The organism is Klebsiella sp. GFKo11, from assembly GCF_056490265.1.
On the sequence record NZ_CM151369.1, the window covers coordinates 3,614,345 to 3,628,373 of the forward strand.

Genomic DNA, 14,029 nt, shown 5'->3' on the forward strand with positions numbered 1-14,029 from the left:
TCCCTTACTTTTCGTTTTGCCAGAAAGCCGATAAGCACGGCCACGTCAGAAATTCAGTTGCCGGAAGATGCAAATCCGCCCCGGCTAAAGCCTCGCCCACCCCTACTGACAGCATGCCGCTGGCGTTGATAGCATCGATACCCGCCTGCGCATCTTCGATCCCAATACAGGCTTCAGGCCTGACCCCCAGCCCTTTACAGGCGGCCAGAAATATCTCCGGGTCCGGCTTCGAACGGGTGATTTGCGACGAATCGGCGCAAAAATCGAAATAATCCGTCAAATTCAGCGCACATAAAATGGCCGGAGCGTTGAGCGAAACCGAGGCAAGACCGACCAACACCTGCTGTTCGCGCAGCGTACAAAGCAGTTCCCGAATGCCCGGCAGCACCGACTGGGCTGTTAGTTCACGCAGTGAGTGCACGTACAGCGCATTTTTTCGCGCTGCCAGTTGCGCGCAGTCGTCAGAGCTAAACGCTCCCTCTTTACCGCCAAAACGCAGAATACGTTGCAGCGATTCCCCCCGGCTGATGCCCTTCAGGCTGTCGTTGAACGCTTCATCAATAACAATGCCAATCTCGTCGGCTATCTGCTTCCAGGCGAGGAAATGCAAATGTGCGGTGTCGGTGATCACCCCGTCTAAATCAAAAATAATGGCCTGTAGTTTCATTCATTCGCCCTCCCTGGTAGCGGTCCCAATTGGGGATAAAATAAAGTCGCTCAACTTCAATACCTTCTCACCGTCAACGACAACCCGGTGACCATTGAGCCACAGCGTGACCGGCGCGGAGCTATCCACGCAAATCGTGCTGCTATCTATGGAGATAAACATGTCGCCCCCCTGCCAGCGCAACGGAAATGAGAGCCGCTGCCACGCCCCAGGCAGCGACGGGTTCAGATGCAACTCCCCGTGGCGCACGCTGACGCCCGCAAATCCCTGGATCGCGCCAAGCCAGATAGCCCCGGTGGCCGCTGCGTGAATACCATCATCACAGCTGTGCGGATCGTCGCCGAGATCGATAAGCGTCCCGTCGAGCCAAAACTGGTAACCCTGTTCCGGGTCGCCGCAGCGGGCGGCCACAATACCGTGAATCGCCTTGCTTAAAGAGGAGTCATGAATGGTGCGCGGTTCATAAAAATGCAGGTTTGCCTGACAAATTTCCGGCGTAAACGCCTCCGGCAGCATATAGGTCAGCATCACCACATCCGCCTGTTTGAGAATTTGCATCTCATTAACTTCAGCGCGCGAGTAATCGAGCAAAATGGTCTGCTTACCGGCCTTCGCCTTATAGGACGATAAATCGATAACCGGCTTGCTGAGGAATGAATCATCCTGCGGCAACACACCATCCGCCTGAACTTCCGGCCGCCACAGGTGCTGCAAAAAATGTTCAGCGCGTTGCATAAACGCTTCGTCAGCGATCCCCAGTTCGCGGGCAAAATACAGAGCCTGCGCGACGTTGTTCCAGGCCATATAGTTAGTAAACGCGTTGTTGTTCACATGCTCGGTATATTCATCAGGACCGATGACATCATGAATTTCCAGACGCCCGTTGATCTCAACCGCGCGGCTAATCCAGAACTTCGCAGTATCCAACAGCAGCGCCATGCCCTCACGAGACATAAACGCCCGGTCTCCGGTCGCCTGCCAGTAAACGACCACGGCCCAGGCAATATCTGCAACCAGGTGGTGTTCCGCCAGCGCGGAAGCCACTTTTTGCCGTAATCCGGTTCGGATGTTGATGGCGGCAAATTCCGGGGTCTCTTCCCTGCCGCTACGCGCGCTTTCCCAGGGAAACAGCGCACCCTGCCAGCCGTTCTTCCGGGCTTTTTCCCGCGCGCCCGGCAGGTTATGCCAGCGGTAGCGCAGTAGGTTTCTGGCAATATCTGGCTCGGTGAACAGATGAAATGGCAGCAAAAAGACTTCGGTATCCCAGAAAATGTGGCCTTTATAGCCCTCCCCGGTGATGCCCTTCGCGCCAATGCTGCTACGTTCATCATGCGCTGGAGTCATGATGCGCAAGTGATAAAGCGCATAATCCAGCGCCTGCTGATCGGCGCTATTGTGGCTCACAACCTGAACGCGACGACGCTGCCACCATGCCTGCCAGTTCGCCGCCGACTCCGCAAATAGCGCGTCGTAACCGCGTTCAGCGCAAACTTCCAGCCGACGCAGGCCCTGGCGACTCCAGCTCTCCACAGAAAGAGACTGCTCGCTGCGCCACTCGATCCAGGTGAGCTTCTCCAGCGTCAGGCTTTGCCCCGCGCTGACCTGCGCGCTGTTGTGTTGCAGTAAACGACGCTCTTTCGCCGTAAAGCAGCGCTGCACATCGCCTTTCACACAACAATAAGACGAAATCGCAACGTCATGGCGGCCATCCTGAGTGGTATAGATCCCCTGAAGAAGATGCTGGCCGAACACTCTGACCTGAATTTCATCCAGATGCTGGCGACCGTGATTGGTCGTGGTAGCGTCAATTCCGGTCGATAGCGAAATCGTCGCCTCACCGTCCAGCGGGGTAATCACCACCGTCATAGCCAACAGCGGCAGTTGCTCCGCCGAGGAAAAACGTCGGCTCTCAATCGCAAAACGCGCGCCGCCGGGCGATCGCCAGAGAATTGTTCGCCGCAGTTCCCCGGTCGCAAAATCGACGTGGCGCTGCCAGCTTTCAATGGTGCCGCTCAGCAGAGAAAAGATCTCGCCGTTCAGGACAATATCCACGCCGATCACGTCCGGTAGATTGACCAGTTCGTTGATCTCATTTTTTCCTGCCCGATGATAAAGTCCGGCCAGAAACATGCCGCGCGTCTGTTGCGTGTAATCTTCTTCGTGGCACGCGCGAATGCCCATATAGCCATTGCCTGACGCCATCAGAGAGGCACATTTATTCAGGTTATGCGGGCAAAAAACCGGATCGGTTAACATTACAGGCTTAGTCATAGTTCCACACACATCCCTGTTTCTGCGGATTGATAAAGCGCCGCCACCAGCTGTTGAATCACCAGTCCCTGCTCGGCGTCAGCGATCGTGACCGGTTCTCCCTGAACATGTTTCACAAAGGCTTCCATACTGCGAAAATGACGCTTGTCATCCGCTTGTTCACGCTGGCACAGCACGTTGAGCTCACCATCACGATCGTTATAAACCTGTGCAGGGAACAAGGTTGCCCCCGCTTTATCGCCGCAAAAGTTCACGTTCATAATCGACTGTTCGGGGATATTCAGCGCAAAGGAGGTTTCGAGACGCAAAATGCCGCCATTGTGAAATTCAATGGTGCCAAATAGTGAATCTTCCACGGTATAAGTCGCGGGATCCCACTCGCCGAACTGACCGCTATTTTTGCGGGTGCCAATCTTCTGGAAGCTGTGAGCGAAGACATGTTTTACCTGGGGAAAGCCCAGCACGTACATCGCCGCATCCAGCATGTGAACACCAAGGTCGATCAGCGGCCCGCCGCCCTGCAGCTCTTTATTGGTAAACACGCCCCAACCGGGCACGCCGCAGCGCCGCAGCGCACGAGCATTAGTGACGTAAATCTCCCCCAGTATGCCCGCCACGACCTGTTCGCGAAGCAGTTGTGTATCAAGCGCAAAGCGATGGTGAAAATCATAAGCCAGCACCTTGCCCACTCGCCGGGCGGTATTGCACATCTCAAGGGCCTGCTCCGGCGTCATTGCTGGTGGCTTCTCACACATCACATGACAACCGGCCTCCAGCGCGAGCAGAGTATGTTCATAATGAAAACGGTTAGGCGAACAGACGCTGACAATATCCGGCTTCACGTCGCGTAACATTGCTTCAAGGTCATCCCATGCTTGCGCATTACCGTATTTATCTGCCAACGCCTGGGCCTGAGACAGGTGGCTGTCACAGACAGCCACCAGTTCCAGATCGTCGCGGGTGCAGTAGTACGAAGCATGAACTTTATCCGCCACCTGCCCGGCACCAATAATGGCGACGCGTAGCGGAGAGCTTGTCATTGCACTTTTCACGGAAATCCTCTTAGCAGGCGCGCAGCCAGGCCAGCGACTGACGGTAGGCTTCCGGCAGGTTATCTGCCCTTACCCGTCCCTCATACACCACGTAACCCAAGTAGTTATCCTGACGCAACTGGTCGAACAGCGCGGCGAAATCCAGGGTGCCGGTACCCGGCTGATAGCGGTGGTTATCGGCGATATGTACATGCCCGAGCAGATCGCGGTTGTCGTGCAGCGACTGCGCCATATCGTCTTCTTCGATATTCATGTGATAGAAATCGCCGATGATCTGCACGTGCTTCAGGTCGTTTTCCTCGATATAACGACGAGCGTCGGCGAGGGTGTTGATCATGTGATCCTGATAGCGGTTGAGCGGCTCCAGGTACACGACGGTACCGGTGCGTTCCGCCACTTCATCAAGAAAGCGCAGCGAGTCGCTCACCGCTTTGCGGTCACCGGCAAGGCTACGCGGCGAAACCATCGGCGGTAAGCGGAAAGTGAACATGCCCCAGGCCGCCGGGACAATAATGCCCTTGCCGCCCACTTCCGCCAGCGCTTCCAGAATGCGTTCGATTTGCTGCAAGCCGTTCAGGCGACGCTCTTCAATAAAATCGCCGATCCAGCCGTCGTAGCCGCCGCAGGCAGTTGTCACCGGCAGGCCGGTTTCTTTAATCGCCGCTTTCACTTCGTCAAGATTGTTTACTAACAGCTTGCCGTCGATTTCAAAGCCGTCGAAGCCCATTTCTTTGATATAGCGGAATTTTTCCAGAATATTTTCCGGGAAGAATGCCTGATTCTGAGTACCAATTTTCATCTTATTCATTCCTTTGAAATTAAAACGTCACGCCCATTTTGATGCTCTTTTCCGGATGCTGGTCGACATACTCCATGTAGCTTTCCGGACTGTGGGTAAAGGTGACAATCGGATCGATAATCTCTTCACAGTCGAGGTATCCGTTCATCAGCAGTTCCCAGCAGGTGTTTTCAATACGCTTGCGGCTCCAGCGCGGATAGTCCGGATTCGGCTCGCTGCATGCGCGGGCAAAAACAATTTTCGCGTTGTTGAAGTGCGCTTCACGCCCGAGGTTAAACCCGGCGGCGAAGGGTTTGGCGAAGGCCACGTAGGAGATGGTGCCGCCGTAGGCCAGGCCGCGAAGCGCTGATTGCAGCGCGTCCGGGTAGCCGCTGGTTTCGATGATCACATCAGCGCCCTGCTTACCGGTCAGCTTCTTAATTTCCATCCCCACATCGGTACCGATAGGATTCAGGCAGAAATCCGCGCCGTGGCGACGGGCGATATCGCAACGATGGGCGATCGGGTCAACGCCGATCACCACCGATGCGCCCGCTTTTTTCGCCAGCTGCACCGCAATCTGACCAATGGCGCCCAGCCCGACGATGACCACAAAATCCCCAACGCGTACGTTCGCATCGCGCACGCCGCTCATGGCAAACTGCGCCGGGTCGTAGCAGACCGCGTTTTTCCAGGAGCTGCCTTCCGGCATTTTGCGCAGTTTGTAGTTGTTCACTGCGTTGAAAATCACCGTTTCAGACAACGGTCCGTGGCCACATACGCTGTCGCCGATAGCGTAGTCAGTCACGTCGCTGCCGCATTCGATGATGTCGCCTACCACCATGTTGCCTAACTGGAACTTACCAAATTCGATACCGCGCGGCGCGCCTTCCGCACGTGGCATAAACATCTGCCACTCGGCGTTGAAATCTTCATCAATAAACGGGCTGACGCCGCGGAAATCCACAACTTCAGTACCATGTTTCGGCGCACCGAACCGGACGCGGATTTTCACTTCGCTCGCTGACACGGCTCTGTCTTCATATTCCACTAATGCCGCAACGCGCGGTTCAGTTGCCACTAACTTTTTCATTCATAACTCCTTAATTAAAATCGGCCGCTTTAGCCCTTCACGCCGCCAGCGGTCAAACCACTTTTAATAAAACGTTCAGAAAGTGCGTACATAATGACCACCGGTAGCGCGGTTACCAGCGATGCGGCCATCATGCGTCCCCAGATATAGTCAGGCGTGCTGAACAGCGCATTCAGGCCAACCGGGAGTGTGAAATTGCTGGCGCTGGAAAGGAAAATCGAGGCGAACAGATAGTCGTTCCAGGCCACCATAAAGCAGTAGACGAAGACCGATACCAGCCCCGACATCGCCAACGGCACGGTAATGCGGAAAATGATTTGCAGTCGGTTAAGGCCATCCATCATTGCCGCCTCTTCAATCTCATCCGGGATGGTGTCGAAATAGCTCTTCAGCATAAACACCGCCGTCGGCAGCGTCTGCGTCACCATGGTGATGATGAGCGCCATTTCGGTGTCGTAAATTCCCAGCGCAGTGATGATCTTGAACAGCGGCACCACCAGCAAAATGCCCGAGAACATATAGACCGTGTAAAAACTGGCGTTGATGGTCATCCGCCCCTTGAAGCGCAGGCGTGAGAGCGCATATGCCCCGAGAATGCCCAGAAACACGGCCACCACGGATGAAACGACTGACACCACCATGCTGTTACGAAAGTAATCAACAAACGGAAAAATCAGCGGGTTAAAAATGTCGACGTAATGCTCCAGCGTCCAGTGCTGCGGTAATAACGTTGGATGCAGGGAGATCGCCTCTTTGGCGCTCTTAAACGAGGTCATCAGCATCACAAAAAACGGAAACAGCGTGATGACCAAAAAGACAATTAACCCGCAGTAAAAGCCGATACGGCCGAGCGTGCGCTTATTTGTTGCCATTGAGGTTCACCCGTTTTCTGGTCAGCAGGATAACAGCGAAAATGATGACGAAGAGGACCACGGAAATGGCCGCCGCTTTGCCTAAGTCGTTAAATGCAAACGCTGTTTTGTAGAGATACACCCCGAGAATATCGACTTTAGTCGTCAGCAGATAAACGTCGGCGAACATATAGAACATCCAGATGGTGCGCAGCGTGACCACGGTGGCCAGCACCGGCATGATCGCGGGCAGCGTGACAATACGAAACCGCTGCCAGGCATTCGCGCCGTCCATCTCCGCCGCCTCATACAGCGATTTATCGATGGTCTGTAAAATCGCCAGAAATGAGATAAAGGCATAAGGGAAGTAGCGCCAGATGGCGAACAGCACCACCAGAGCAAAACTGCTGCCCGGATTATCGAACCACAGCGGTGCCTGATCGTAGAGATGAAGCAGATCCACGCCGAGGTAGTTCACAATGCCGTAGCCGTTGTTGAACATGTACTTCCAGGCAAACACCAGCGAAATGGAAGGCGTCACGTAGGAGAGAATCACCAGCGAGCGCGCCGTTTTGCGCAGGCGAAATTCGCGGTTAAAGAACATCGCCACGCCCAACCCCAGCACCGTACTACCGGCCACGACCAGCGCGGTATACCAGACCGTCATCCACAGCGAGTGCCAGAATCCAGGATCGGAGAGAATGCGAATATAGTTGCTCAGCCCGACAAACGTGGAATCGATGCTCGGATTAAGCGGCAAACGCAAAAAGCTGATTTCGATATTCGAGATCATCGGCCAGGCCACCAGGCCTCCCAGCAGCAACAAGCTGGGAGCCAACAGCAGCATGGCGAATGGCATATCGGAACGACCAGAAAATAACCTATTCATCACACCATTCCACTTCCGCATTAACGCTGTTCAACAAGTTCATCGAGTTTTTTCTGGCTGCCATTGATCGTCGCAGAGAGGTCGGCTTTACCTACCGTGACGTCATGAACCATCTTGCTAACCACGCCTGAACCCGTCACATCGCCCATACGGGTAAAATTCTTGTCCCCTACCGCGCCAAACACCTGAATATTGGGCAGCTCAGCAATGAGTTGGGCTGGCAATTCCCCCAGCGCCTTAATGACATCGTTTTCTTTCCAGGCTGGCGTATTCACGACTGCCTTGTTAACCGGCAGCGCCGCCCCCGGTGACATCAGCACCCAGTCGGCAATGTTGTCGGCCTGTTCCATAAAGGTGACAAATTTTTCAGCCGCTTCCGTCTCTTCTGTTTTCTGCCCATTGGTGATGGTGAGCGAAGTCAGCATGCCGTAAACCGCCGAATTTTTTTCCGTCGGGACCACAAAGCCAACGTTCTTCGGATCGCCCTCTTTAATGACCGCAGGCAGAATATAAGTGGAGTAGATAGCCATCGGCGCGGTGCCGTTCATAAAGGCGTCTTTCACTTCCATAATGTCGTTAGAACCCGGCATCGTGTTCTCGGCCAGCGAGCGGTAATATCCCAGCGCCTGAGTCATTTCCGGCGTATCAAGGGTGATCTTGCCCTCGGCATTAAAAACGTTGGCCTGGTTCGATAACGCAAATTGCGAGAAGGACTGCTCGGTCAGGACGCTCTCAGCGGTGGGTAATGCGATGCCATATTTTTTATTGCTCGGATCGTTAAGTTTTTGCGCCACCGTCAGCAGTTGCTGCCAGTTTTTCGGCTCTTCAAGCCCGGCCTTAGCCAGCACATCTTTGCGATACCAGATACCGCCAATCCAGGCGCTGACCGGTACGCCCGTCCATGCACTACCATCTTCAGTGCGAACAATACGCAGCACGCCGTCGTAGAACGCATCTTCCCCCACTTTCTGGATAACGTCTTTCACCGCATTGCGGTCAATAAGCTGCTCTTTATCCATTACCTTGGCGTAGTCGTGGCTGGTCTCGATCACCTCAGGTAATGAACCGCTTCGCGCCAGCGTGATGACCTTGGTGTTGTAGGCATCCTCTTCCACCGGAACCTGCTTCACCGTGATGCCAGGGTTTTCTTTTTCGAAACGTTCAATCAGTTTTGTAATAACCGCCTGACGTTCCTGTTCCACAGAGGAATGCATAAATTCGATGGAGACGTTGGATTTATCTTCATCTTTACACCCGGAAATCAGGGCGCAGGAAACCAGTGCTGATATCAGCACAATCTTTGAATTAAGCATTAGATATTCCTTTTTATTTTTTAATCCACATAACCTGCCACGGAGACAACATGACATGCTTATCCGTTATATTTTCACCACCTATCAGATCGAGTCCATTTATCTGATCTATATTTACACCCTGTTTGCTATCGCTGACGTTAAACAATGCCACGATGGATTCACCGGTATCTGCCTCACGAATAATTTGCATGACGCAAGGCGAAAGATAATTGATGGCAAAGTGGCTATCAGGATGAAAGGCTTTATTATTTCGACGAAGCATAACAAGGTGCGATAGCTTATGATAAATAGCATGGCGCAATGTCTCGTCGTTTTTTATTTCAGTTTCAATTTCTTCGATAAAATATTTCTTGCGATTGATAGCACGATTATATCCCAGTTGTTCTACACCGTCATAATCATTACGCGAACCCAATATGCTTTGAATATAAATCGCAGGTACACCGGGAAAGCTTAATAAGATCGCGTGCGCAAGAGTAAAGCGGGCAATGCGCTCATCGTCGCTGCTGTTACGGCCACTAAGCGCATCTATATAGGTGACGTTGATTTCATAGGGGCTGCGCGTGCCGTCCGGGTTATTTTTCCAGTTAACCAACGCCCCCTCTTGCTGCAACGACTCAACCAGTTGCACGATTTCCTCTTCCGGCAGCAGGCCGCGAAGCGGGTTCAACCCAATGCCATCATGTGAGGCGAGAAAGTTAAACCAGGTCGTTTTATTCGATGGCAAGATTAATGACTGCGCCCAGTCGCACAGTACTCGCACATCCTGCCGCTGCACGGCGTGCAATACTAACGGAGGCAGCGAAAACTGATAGACCATATGAGCTTCGTCATGGCCATTGCCCAAATAAGAGATGTTGTCTTTGTGCGGAACATTGGTTTCGGTGATGATAATCGTACCCGGAGCCACTTCATCGGAGATAGCCCTTAATAACTTGATTAACTGGTGCGTTTTATCCAGGTGGATACAGGTGGTACCCGGCTCTTTCCACATAAACCCAACCGCGTCCAGTCGGATATAATCGGCCCCCTGTTCAAGATAGGCCAGCAGCACATCAACCATGGCCAGCAGCACTTCAGGACTGCGGTAGTTCAGATCGACCTGGTCTTCGCTGAAGGTCGTCCAGAGATGACGAACCGAATTATCCTGCATAATAAAAGGCGTCAACAGCGGCAGCGCTCGCGGACGGGTTACCGCACTGAGATCGGTCTCAGGAGCAACGTCAATAAAGAAATCTTCAAACCCAGGAGCTTGCTGTAAATAGTTTTTAAACCATTCACTTTTGGCCGACATATGATTACAAACAAAATCAAACATTAATCGGCTACGTTGGCTCAGTACATTTATATCGCACCATTCACCCGTTTCACTGGCAACCTGGTGATAATCAATCACTGAGAATCCATCATCTGATGACCAGGGATAAAAAGGCAAAAGATGGACATGAGAAAAAATAGATTCTAACCATTTTGCATAAAACTGATTGAAAGTCGGGAGCGGTTTTTTCTCCTGACTGCGGAATTGATCGGCGTACGTAATAAGTACGACATCTCCTTCATCCCAACCCTGCTTGCGCTGTTTTTTTATTAATAATCGTGATTTATTAATACGCTCACTTAGAGCCTGTGAATGATGCTCTAAAAATGTTTCCCCATAAACTTCTGTCAGGATTTTTTGGATTTCTGTGTTCACTTTAATTTTCCATGGTAGCGGTCCCACGAAAAAGGAGACTACTCCAGGAAAAATAAGCTGTCAATCAGATGGGAGGGTTCACGGGGGGACAAAAAAGGATTTTAGCAGCCCCAAAAATCGTATTTGTGAGCTGCCGCAAATAAACAAGTCGTTTGTAGCCTGAGTGTTACATGAATTATACGATTCTGTGGTTAACCATGATGATTAGTATAGCGTTTGGAAAACCTGGCTGCGGCGCGGCTCAATATCGGCTCCAGAAGCACCGCCAGCAGCATTTTTAGCGGCCGACGGGCGACGGATTTAACCGCCCAGCCAGCAACGCCGGCCGGGCCATAACGCAGCGCGGTCAGCAGAACCAGCTTGCCCGCGAATTTCAGACCTGGTTTCACTTTTTGCCCTGCCTGCTGCCATTTCATGTTCATCATTAACCTCACGTTCAGTTACAGCTGGCGAAAACGACTGCGCAGCGAAAAGGTATCGGAGGTGACGTAACGTTCCATTTCACGTAAACGACGCTCCCCCGCCGCCAGTTCCTTATCTGCGGCAGCCAACAGTTCTCCACTGCTCTGCATTTTTTCACCATTCAGTTCGCTTTCCGGCATCGGATCCAACGCGAATGAGAGAATAATGTAGGCCACGACCACAAACAGGAACAGGCCAAAAATCATTGCCAGCACGGTAATCAGGCGCACCAGCTTCACCGGGACGTCCAGATACTCCGCAATACCGGCGCAAACCCCTTTCACCATGCCGCGCTGCGGAATGCGCCACAGTTTTTTACTCAAATCCAGTCCGCCCATTATTGGTCTCTCCAGTTCGGATGCTCAGCATCAAGAATGGCTTCCAGCGCCTGAATACGCTCGCGCATCCGCTTCGCGTCATCGGTCAGTTGCAACAGACGCTGCTGTTCGTTCTGCGATAAGCTGCCGCTGGCGGTGCGATTGTTGTAGTGCAGCCAGAGCCAGACCGGCAAAACAAACAGCACAAACAACGTCAAAGGGATGGCGAGAAAAAGCATGCTCATGTCGACTCCTTGCAGGTGGCAGCGGCACATCTCGGTGCCGCCCAAAAAAGATTACTGGTTATTTTGATTCATTTTGGCTTTCAGCGCCGCCAGCTGCTCGCTGATTTCATCGTCCGCTTTCAGGTCGGCGAACTGCTGATCCAGCGATTTGTCTTTGCCAAAACGATGGCTTTCCGCTTCGGCTTCCATATGATCGATGCGGCGTTCAAACGATTCAAAACGCGCCATTGCCTCATCAATCTTGCCGCTATCCAGCTGACGACGAACGTCGCGGGAAGAGTTGGCAGCCTGATGACGCAGCATCAACGCCTGCTGACGTGCGCGGGTTTCGCTCAATTTGTTTTCCAGCTCGCCGATCTCTTTTTTCATCCGCGTCAGGGTTTCATCAACCAGTTGCGCTTCATGTTCAAGGCTACCAATAAGATCGGTCAGCTTCTGTTTTTCGATAAGCGCAGCGCGAGCCAGGTCGTCTTTCTCTTTACGTAACGCCAGTTCAGCTTTGTCCTGCCATTCACCCTGCTGGGCGACGGCCTGCTCAATACGACGACTCAGCTGTTTCTTTTCAGCCAGCGCGCGCGCCGAGGTCGAACGGACCTCAACCAGCGTGTCCTCCATCTCCTGAATCATCAGTCGAACCAGCTTCTGCGGGTCTTCCGCTTTCTCCAGCAGGGAGTTGATGTTGGCATTCACGATGTCGGCAAAACGAGAAAAAATACCCATAATTTCAATCCTCATAGTTCTTGGTGTCAGGCATCGGCCTGTGCAATTATTAATACAAATGGCGTGCCAACTTTTTATCTCATTGATTTTAAAAGATGAGGTTGTTATCTGCGCAGTGGATTGCTAAAGTGATTTGGTGAATCACACTACTAAATGGCGAAATTCATCATGGCGGAATACAAGGACAACCTGCTCGGCGAAGCCAACAGCTTTCTTGAGGTGCTGGAGCAGGTCTCACGGCTGGCACCGCTGGATAAACCAGTGCTGGTGATTGGCGAGCGCGGTACCGGTAAAGAGCTTATCGCCAGCCGCCTGCACTTCCTCTCTTCCCGCTGGCAGGGGCCGTTTATCTCGCTGAATTGCGCCGCGCTCAATGAAAATCTGCTCGACTCCGAGCTGTTCGGCCACGAGGCCGGGGCGTTTACCGGCGCCAGCAAGCGCCATCCGGGGCGTTTTGAACGTGCTGATGGCGGTACCCTGTTTCTTGATGAACTGGCAACCGCGCCGATGCTGGTGCAGGAAAAACTGCTGCGGGTGATTGAATATGGCGAGCTGGAGCGCGTTGGCGGCAGCCAGCCGCTGCAGGTTAACGTTCGCCTGGTGTGCGCAACCAATGCCGACCTGCCGCTAATGGTAGAAGAAGGGCTGTTTCGCGCCGACCTTCTCGACAGGCTGGCCTTCGATGTGGTGCAACTGCCGCCGCTGCGCGAGCGGCACAGCGATATCATGCTGCTCGCCAGGCAGTTTGCTATCCAGATGTGCCGCGAGCTCGGGCTTCCGCTATTTCCCGGCTTTAGCGAGCGGGCGACGGAAACGCTGCAAAACTACCGCTGGCCCGGAAATATTCGCGAATTGAAAAACGTGGTTGAGCGCTCGGTCTACCGCCATGGCAACAGCGACAGCGAGCTGGATAACATCATCATTAATCCCTTTCACCAACGGCAAACCTCACCGGTCGTCGCAGAAAAAAATAACGCCGGGCCTGCGCTGCCGCTCGATTTGCGTAGCTTCCAGCACCAGCAAGAAAAGAGCCTGCTGGAGATGAGCCTGGAGCAGGCAAAATACAATCAGAAACAGGCAGCGGAATTGCTCGGTCTCACCTACCACCAGCTACGGGCGTTGCTTAAGAAGCACCAGCTCTGAACCGAACGCAGGATTAGAAAAATAAGTGACGCCGTCACTAAATTACCGATGAATTAATGGTTAATTATTTGTAACTAGCAAGATACTTCAATGTGAATTATCATCTGCGCCATGACCATTCAACGGACTGAAAATACAGATGATTCCGGTTAATTCCTCGACGCTTAGCCGCTATGCCGCGCACGTCAGCTTAATCCATACAATGAAAGGCCATAAGGCCCCTGCGCTGTCGGTCATGATGATCTTTTCAGACCTGTGCATCCGTTCAACCGAGGATTCCTATCGCCAGCAAGGCTGGGAAATTACGCAGAAAAAAAGTGGTCTGGTACTGCGAACCTATGTTGCCACCCATCACGATGGTGATGAGTTTGAAATTACCCCCAAAGATTATATCGCGCGATATAACCAACTCCTTCCGCTGTAGCCCTCCCTGCCCAGCAGCGGTGGAAACACGGCTAACTGGAGAAACCGCTAATAAAAAGATACCATGTGGCAAAAATCAGGGTGCCCGCGCCCCGTGGGACATATGAAT

Annotated in this window: 15 protein-coding genes; 2 read left to right on the top strand and 13 right to left on the bottom strand. The window is 52.8% G+C overall.

Features of this window, described 5'->3' with window-relative positions:
• Positions 1–4: 4 nt before the first annotated feature.
• From pgmB to pspA, 13 genes are all read right to left on the bottom strand, one after another.
• Entirely contained in the window at positions 5–667 is a 663-nt protein-coding gene (pgmB, locus tag AC07P6_RS17565) for a beta-phosphoglucomutase (RefSeq protein ID WP_478313946.1), read from the bottom strand.
• Positions 668–2,938: a glycoside hydrolase family 65 protein gene (locus AC07P6_RS17570; RefSeq protein WP_478313948.1), complete on the bottom strand. Its 2,271-nt coding sequence runs from the start codon at positions 2,936–2,938 to the stop codon at positions 668–670.
• Positions 2,935–3,990, bottom strand: a complete 1,056-nt coding sequence (locus AC07P6_RS17575) for a Gfo/Idh/MocA family protein (RefSeq protein ID WP_478313950.1) — start codon at positions 3,988–3,990, stop codon at positions 2,935–2,937. Before AC07P6_RS17575 ends, AC07P6_RS17570 begins: the two co-directional genes overlap by 4 nt.
• A gap of 10 nt (positions 3,991–4,000) precedes the next feature.
• A complete protein-coding gene (locus AC07P6_RS17580; protein WP_478313952.1) occupies positions 4,001–4,789 on the bottom strand; it encodes a sugar phosphate isomerase/epimerase family protein in 789 nt (262 codons plus the stop codon).
• A gap of 19 nt (positions 4,790–4,808) precedes the next feature.
• Positions 4,809–5,861 (bottom strand): zinc-dependent alcohol dehydrogenase, encoded by a 1,053-nt coding sequence (locus AC07P6_RS17585; RefSeq protein WP_478313954.1) that lies wholly within the window; start codon positions 5,859–5,861, stop codon positions 4,809–4,811.
• Between the two features lie 29 nt (positions 5,862–5,890).
• Entirely contained in the window at positions 5,891–6,733 is an 843-nt protein-coding gene (locus tag AC07P6_RS17590; RefSeq protein ID WP_434659110.1) for a carbohydrate ABC transporter permease, read from the bottom strand.
• Positions 6,720–7,601 carry a carbohydrate ABC transporter permease gene (locus AC07P6_RS17595; protein WP_478313956.1) on the bottom strand — a complete coding sequence of 294 codons (882 nt, stop codon included), beginning with the start codon at positions 7,599–7,601 and terminating at the stop codon, positions 6,720–6,722. The genes AC07P6_RS17590 and AC07P6_RS17595 overlap by 14 nt, the downstream gene beginning before the upstream one ends.
• 20 nt (positions 7,602–7,621) lie before the next feature.
• Positions 7,622–8,914, bottom strand: a complete 1,293-nt coding sequence (locus AC07P6_RS17600) for an ABC transporter substrate-binding protein (protein WP_478313958.1) — start codon at positions 8,912–8,914, stop codon at positions 7,622–7,624.
• Between the two features lie 13 nt (positions 8,915–8,927).
• On the bottom strand, positions 8,928–10,637 hold the full coding sequence (locus AC07P6_RS17605) for a sugar phosphorylase (protein ID WP_478313959.1): 1,710 nt from the start codon (positions 10,635–10,637) through the stop codon (positions 8,928–8,930).
• A 164-nt stretch (positions 10,638–10,801) separates the two neighbouring features.
• Positions 10,802–11,032 (bottom strand): phage shock protein PspD, encoded by a 231-nt coding sequence (pspD, locus tag AC07P6_RS17610; RefSeq protein WP_478317036.1) that lies wholly within the window; start codon positions 11,030–11,032, stop codon positions 10,802–10,804.
• A gap of 18 nt (positions 11,033–11,050) precedes the next feature.
• A complete protein-coding gene (gene pspC / locus AC07P6_RS17615; RefSeq protein ID WP_478313961.1) occupies positions 11,051–11,410 on the bottom strand; it encodes an envelope stress response membrane protein PspC in 360 nt (119 codons plus the stop codon).
• On the bottom strand, positions 11,410–11,634 hold the full coding sequence (pspB, locus tag AC07P6_RS17620) for an envelope stress response membrane protein PspB (RefSeq protein WP_110273477.1): 225 nt from the start codon (positions 11,632–11,634) through the stop codon (positions 11,410–11,412). The genes pspC and pspB overlap by 1 nt, the downstream gene beginning before the upstream one ends.
• Positions 11,635–11,685: 51 nt before the next feature.
• Positions 11,686–12,354 carry a phage shock protein PspA gene (pspA, locus tag AC07P6_RS17625; RefSeq protein WP_112216498.1) on the bottom strand — a complete coding sequence of 223 codons (669 nt, stop codon included), beginning with the start codon at positions 12,352–12,354 and terminating at the stop codon, positions 11,686–11,688.
• 153 nt (positions 12,355–12,507) lie between these two features.
• Between pspA and pspF the strand changes: the two genes are divergently transcribed.
• Entirely contained in the window at positions 12,508–13,497 is a 990-nt protein-coding gene (pspF, locus tag AC07P6_RS17630) for a phage shock protein operon transcriptional activator (RefSeq protein ID WP_478313962.1), read from the top strand.
• A gap of 139 nt (positions 13,498–13,636) precedes the next feature.
• Complete coding sequence (locus AC07P6_RS17635; protein WP_434659114.1) at positions 13,637–13,921, top strand: hypothetical protein; 285 nt, start codon at positions 13,637–13,639, stop codon at positions 13,919–13,921.
• Positions 13,922–14,029: the final 108 nt, after the last annotated feature.

Coding starts and splice junctions, on each gene's coding strand:
- pspC (WP_478313961.1), bottom strand. CDS start 11,410: ATGGGCGGACTGGATTTGAGTAAAAAACTGTGGCGCATTCCGCAGCGC.
- AC07P6_RS17635 (WP_434659114.1), top strand. CDS start 13,637: ATGATTCCGGTTAATTCCTCGACGCTTAGCCGCTATGCCGCGCACGTC.
- AC07P6_RS17600 (WP_478313958.1), bottom strand. CDS start 8,914: ATGCTTAATTCAAAGATTGTGCTGATATCAGCACTGGTTTCCTGCGCC.
- pspD (WP_478317036.1), bottom strand. CDS start 11,032: ATGAACATGAAATGGCAGCAGGCAGGGCAAAAAGTGAAACCAGGTCTG.
- pspF (WP_478313962.1), top strand. CDS start 12,508: ATGGCGAAATTCATCATGGCGGAATACAAGGACAACCTGCTCGGCGAA.
- AC07P6_RS17585 (WP_478313954.1), bottom strand. CDS start 5,861: ATGAAAAAGTTAGTGGCAACTGAACCGCGCGTTGCGGCATTAGTGGAA.
- pspB (WP_110273477.1), bottom strand. CDS start 11,634: ATGAGCATGCTTTTTCTCGCCATCCCTTTGACGTTGTTTGTGCTGTTT.
- AC07P6_RS17570 (WP_478313948.1), bottom strand. CDS start 2,938: ATGACTAAGCCTGTAATGTTAACCGATCCGGTTTTTTGCCCGCATAAC.
- AC07P6_RS17595 (WP_478313956.1), bottom strand. CDS start 7,601: ATGAATAGGTTATTTTCTGGTCGTTCCGATATGCCATTCGCCATGCTG.
- pgmB (WP_478313946.1), bottom strand. CDS start 667: ATGAAACTACAGGCCATTATTTTTGATTTAGACGGGGTGATCACCGAC.
- AC07P6_RS17580 (WP_478313952.1), bottom strand. CDS start 4,789: ATGAAAATTGGTACTCAGAATCAGGCATTCTTCCCGGAAAATATTCTG.
- pspA (WP_112216498.1), bottom strand. CDS start 12,354: ATGGGTATTTTTTCTCGTTTTGCCGACATCGTGAATGCCAACATCAAC.
- AC07P6_RS17590 (WP_434659110.1), bottom strand. CDS start 6,733: ATGGCAACAAATAAGCGCACGCTCGGCCGTATCGGCTTTTACTGCGGG.